This window comes from Anaplasma marginale str. Florida (assembly GCF_000215485.1).
Taxonomy (GTDB): domain Bacteria; phylum Pseudomonadota; class Alphaproteobacteria; order Rickettsiales; family Anaplasmataceae; genus Anaplasma; species Anaplasma marginale.
Genome location: NZ_AFMS01000082.1, coordinates 1 through 4,845, shown reverse-complemented (window position 1 = coordinate 4,845; position 4,845 = coordinate 1). Strand labels below are relative to the sequence as shown.

Below are 4,845 nucleotides of genomic sequence, written 5' to 3'. Positions count from 1 at the left end.
GTTTTTTTCTACGGTAGTTTTGAGGTTCCTTCTGCGTCCATTCTATGGAGCTCGGTGATTTTTTTCAACATCAGTTTCGCTGCTTCCTGTTCCGCAAGCTTTTTACTACTGCCGGTACCCAGCACGTTGCCATGCTCCTGGATGCTTACCTCAACTGCAAAGACTGGTTTGTGCTCGGGGCCGGATTTGCTTACCAATTTATATAATGGCATTGCCCAGCCCCTGCCCTGTACCCACTCCTGCAGCGCAGTTTTTGGATCCTGAGGTGGCGTATAGGACATGTGTTGCGCGCGTGCGAGCCAGTGCTTATGTATAAAGCTCCTGTAAGCCTCCGGGCCGCCATCCATGTACATTGCCCCTATAAGGGCTTCTAATGCATTCTCAAGGGTGCCCGGATTGTCGGATCCTCCGCAGGTTCGCTCCCCGCCTGACATGAGTATGAGCTCACCCAGGCCTATGGATCTTGCAATCTCAACTACTTCTGAGCCGCGCACCAGCGCCGTTCTTTTTCTGGTCAAGCAGCCCTCGTCATCATCTGGAAAGAGCCTGTATAGCATTTCGGAGACAGTCATGCTCAATACTGCGTCACCGAGGAACTCAAGGCGCTCGTAATTCGCCGCACTCTTATACGAAAGGCTGGGGTGGGTCAACGCCTCTAGCAGCAGGTCTAAATCCCTAAATTGGTACCCTGTGGCCTCATATATCTTAAGTGCTAGGCTCTTTTTATCAACGGGATGCAACGCGAGACTCCTTTTTGGTTACTGGCGGGTTATTCTCAACATTGTAGAATTCCAATCTCATCGCGCCCTGCTGTAAGTTTTGTACGCTGAGCTCGGAAATGTATGCAGAACTGCAGCCAGCGAAGGCAAATGAGGCCACCATTGCCGCCCCTGATTGCTTTTCTATTATGTGAAATGTCTTCCTGCCGTCATGAACAACGGCTGACAGAATATTCAGCTGTTTGATTTTATCTGAATTTGTAGCGCTAAAAAGCTCCACAATCGGGTGGCGTACCTTTATATAGGAGTAGTGCTTGAGTGCCTGGTCGTAGAAGGTCATCCATCCGTTCTTGATCACAATTGATGTGGAAATTGGCGCATGGTAGTCAAACCTCAGGAGTCCAGGCCTAATCGTGGCTCTGCCGTATTGTACGGACCCATCTTCGCCAGTCTGTGCAAAATCTGCGTTGAAGGAATTTATGCACTCCACGATCTCAATGAGCTGCGCAGCAAAGCTAGGAGAGGCCACAGCCGGGGAATGGACGGAGCAGGGCGACCTGGCCGGAGTTATAAGATGCAGCAAAAAGAGTAACGCCCAGAACAGGGCGCCACGCCTATGCATTCTTGTTTAGTTTTACCGGTATGTATATCGGCGGTGCGTCACCTCCTCCCTTCTTTACGAGGAGCAACAGGGAACCCTTTCCGCCGCTGCCGCTCTTAATTTTGCTCATCTCCTTGTTGAAATCTGACACGCTGTTTATCGTTGCGGAATTGATGCCGAGCAGAATATCTCCCTTTCTGACGCCCTCACTGAAAGCATCGCTTCTGTGGTCAACCCTGAGTATCAGCACCCCTTCCTGCTGCTTCTTAGAGTTTTTAGGTAGATTGCCAACTGTAAGGCCCACGCTGTCATCGGTGGCTTCCTGGTCTGCCCCTCCTGGCACAGCGTCGTCCGGCAACTTACCGATTGTAACCATGACGTTAAGAGCGCGGCCATCGCGCTGGACAGTTATCTTGGCCTTCTCGTTCACTGCGGCTTTTGTTATAAGGTGCGTAAGCTGGGGCATATTCTCTATTTTCTGTCCGTTGAACTCCAGAATTACGTCGCCCACCTTGAGCCCCGCTTTCTCTGCCGGGCTATCCTTTGCTACGCCAGATATTAATGCGCCTCTTGCACTCTCCAGGCCAAGAGAGTCTGTCATATCATCAGTAACATGTTGAATGACAACCCCCAACCAACCGTGCTCTACCCTTCCACCCTTGGATAGCACACGTATAACACGTGCCGCATTGTTTGAAGGAATAGCGAACGCCACTCCAACATTGCCGCCGCCCTGTGGGGACATTATTGCCGTATTTATGCCAATGACCTCCCCATCAGCATTGAACAGCGGCCCACCCGAATGTCCGCGGTTTATGGCAGCATCAGTCTGCAAAAACTCGCTTGCAGTACCAATGTTAATATCGCGTGCGCGGCCCGAGATTATACCTACACTCACTGAACCTCCGAGCCCAAAGGGGTTACCTATAGCCAACACCCACTCTCCTACCAAAACTTCATCGGAGTTGCCCAGTGTTACCGGTTGTAGGTCTTTTTTCGTTTTGACTTTGAGCACTGCTAGATCCGTTTTAGGATCTTTTCCCAACACCGTAGCCTTGGCTGTGGAATTGTCGCTGAACTTTACGTGAATCTCCTTAGCGTTCGCTATTACGTGGTAGTTGGTGACTATCAGCCCTGACTTATCCACTATGAACCCCGAGCCCAGGGAGACTACCTTTCTGGGTTTTAAAGGGTCAACGAGGAGGGGCTCCAAGTTGTTGAAAAATTCCTCAAAAATACCCTTTGGAATTCCCGGGAACCTAAAGCCTTGGCCCATGGAGCTTGCATCGCTATCTACGGTCTGTTCCGTGGAAATATTGACTACCGCAGGCAACAGCTTAGCAGCCAGCCCAGAAAACCCCCTACGGCTGTCCGGAACGGCAGTTTTTGACCCTGCCACCGACGACAACGCGCTGCCTCCGGAGTGTATGCTACACAGCGACGCTATCAGCAAAAAAAGCGATAAAAACCTCTTCACACCTAACCCCTGCTTTTGTTAAAAAGACTGATAAAATCATTGTTTGGTGACAGCACAATTTTTGTCGTACCATCGCTAAATACTCGCCTATATGCTCTCATTGTGCGGTAAAAACTGAAAAAGTCAGGGTCGGCTTTAAGAGCGTTGTTATAAATTTGAGATGCTTTTGCATCTCCCGTACCCCTGATAATTTGCGCATCCCGCATCGCGTCTGCAATAATAACGCGTGTCTGGAAGTCTGCATCTGATCTGATCTTTTGAGACATCTCTTCCCCTTCTGCCCTGATCTCTCTCGCCTCCTTTTCTCTGTCAGTCTGCATGCGGCGGAAAATTGCTGCACTGTTTTCCTCGGGAAGGTCTGCTCTCTTGATTCGCACATCAACCATTTCCACACCAAACTTTTCAGACTCCGTGCTCACACCCTCTTGTATACGGCGCATGACGTCGGCTCTGGCTTCGTTAAGGAAGTTGATCAACGCTACGCTACCAACCTGCGCGCGTAGGCTTGATTCAATAATAGAGCCCAGCCTATTCTCAAGCCCAGTCTCACTCCGTACTGTTTGGTAAAACTTAACCGGGTCAATGATTTTATACTTTGCATAAAAATCAACAACAAAGCGCTTCTGGTCCGCTGCTATTACCTCGCAAGAGTCTGACCGGATCTCTATAATGCGCTTGTCAAAGTATATAACTTCGCTGATTACAGGAACTTTGTAAAAAAGACCACTTTTCTGTACGCTCTTCTGCACGCGCCCGAATTGCACCACGATAGCCTGGTGTGCTTCATCTACGATAAACGCGGATTCCAGCGCAAGCGTCACAAGGCCAAAAACGATAGCACCCAACAGCGCGAGCCTAGCAAGACTTAACTTCATACTACCCCCCGCTTCCAGCTTTCTTGCCACCCGCTCCGGCCAAGGGCAGGTAGGAGAACAGGCCTTTGATGTCGTCAGTAACAACGACCTTGTCCATATTGTTCAGCACCTCTTCCATCGCTTCTATATACATGCGATCTCTAACCGCTGCTGGCTGATTTACATATTCTTTGTACACCGCAAGAAACTTTGCGGCATCCCCCTGTGCCCGGTTTATCACTTCGCTCTTGTAAGCCTCAGCGTCGAGCTTTATTCTAATTGCCTCCCCCTTGGCTTTGGGCAACACTTCATTGCGATATGCATGAGCCTCGTTAATAGCCCTTTCCTTATCGGCTCTGGCACTCTGGACGTCTCTAAATGCGCTAATCACCTTCTCGGGCGGATCTACCTTCTTTAGCTGTATCGAGAGGACTTCAACTCCCATGCTGTAATGGTCCAACACACTCTGTAACAGTTTTTTTGTCTCATATGCTATGGAGGCTCTTCCCTCGCCCTCTATAGCGAAGGCTAGAGTACTTTTGCCAATTATCTCCCGCATAGCACTTTCAGCGGCATTCTTTACAGTGGCACCCGGCCTACCATCTCTGACGCAGAACAGATACTTGTATGCGTCAGTGACCTTCCACTGAACGTCAAAGTTTATATTGACGATATTCTCGTCGCCAGTCAGCATTATGCCCTCGCCGTGGCTATGCTCACCACCATCACCTCTGTACACACCGCTGCCAATTTCTTCCTTACTGACGATCTCGACCTTAACTTTCAGTACTTTACCGAATGGGCGGGGCAGCCAGAAGCGCAAGCCGGGCTCCGTCACCTTTCTGTATTTTCCAAACAGCAATTCGACAGCCTTTTCCTCTGGGTTTACCACGTAGAAGCCGGTACACGCGTACAGCACCGTAAGCGAGGCAAGAAGCAAGAGCAAATGTGAATACTTGAGCACAAAGTCGCCGGGATGCTTTCCCCCAGGGAACTCATTTAGTGCAGAGCGAACGCCCTCGAACAAGCCATCGAACTGGGAATCGCCGAACCTCTTGCCGTTTTTGGGTTTCTCAAACCCTTCGCCGCTCTCCCCGCCCCAGGGATCACCCCCATCGCTCATAAAGACCACCAATCCCAGCAGAACAAGAGGGAGTCTATCGCAGAATCATCACCGTATCAACAAAAATACTA

Annotated in this window: 5 protein-coding genes; all 5 read right to left on the bottom strand. The window is 50.1% G+C overall.

Features of this window, described 5'->3' with window-relative positions; translation table 11 throughout:
• Window positions 1-8: 8 nt before the first annotated feature.
• From rnc to hflK, 5 genes are read right to left on the bottom strand one after another with little or no spacing between them, the layout of a single operon-like run.
• Window positions 9-740 (bottom strand): ribonuclease III, encoded by a 732-nt coding sequence (gene rnc, locus GAC_RS02335; protein ID WP_037349292.1) that lies wholly within the window; start codon window positions 738-740, stop codon window positions 9-11.
• Window positions 727-1,302, bottom strand: a complete 576-nt coding sequence (locus tag GAC_RS02330) for a LolA family protein (protein WP_241759834.1) — start codon at window positions 1,300-1,302, stop codon at window positions 727-729. The genes rnc and GAC_RS02330 overlap by 14 nt, the downstream gene beginning before the upstream one ends.
• Window positions 1,303-1,333: 31 nt before the next feature.
• Window positions 1,334-2,797, bottom strand: coding sequence for a Do family serine endopeptidase (locus GAC_RS02325; protein WP_010265961.1), 1,464 nt, complete (start codon window positions 2,795-2,797; stop codon window positions 1,334-1,336).
• Window positions 2,798-2,799: 2 nt separating this feature from the next.
• Complete coding sequence (gene hflC / locus GAC_RS02320; protein WP_010265959.1) at window positions 2,800-3,672, bottom strand: protease modulator HflC; 873 nt, start codon at window positions 3,670-3,672, stop codon at window positions 2,800-2,802.
• Between the two features lies 1 nt (window position 3,673).
• On the bottom strand, window positions 3,674-4,774 hold the full coding sequence (hflK, locus tag GAC_RS02315) for an FtsH protease activity modulator HflK (RefSeq protein ID WP_010265958.1): 1,101 nt from the start codon (window positions 4,772-4,774) through the stop codon (window positions 3,674-3,676).
• Between the last annotated feature and the right edge of the window lie 71 nt (window positions 4,775-4,845).

Excerpts from the sequence above, each read along its gene's own strand:
- hflC (WP_010265959.1), bottom strand. The coding sequence starts at position 3,672 with ATGAAGTTAAGTCTTGCTAGGCTCGCGCTGTTGGGTGCTATCGTTTTT.
- hflK (WP_010265958.1), bottom strand. The coding sequence starts at position 4,774 with ATGAGCGATGGGGGTGATCCCTGGGGCGGGGAGAGCGGCGAAGGGTTT.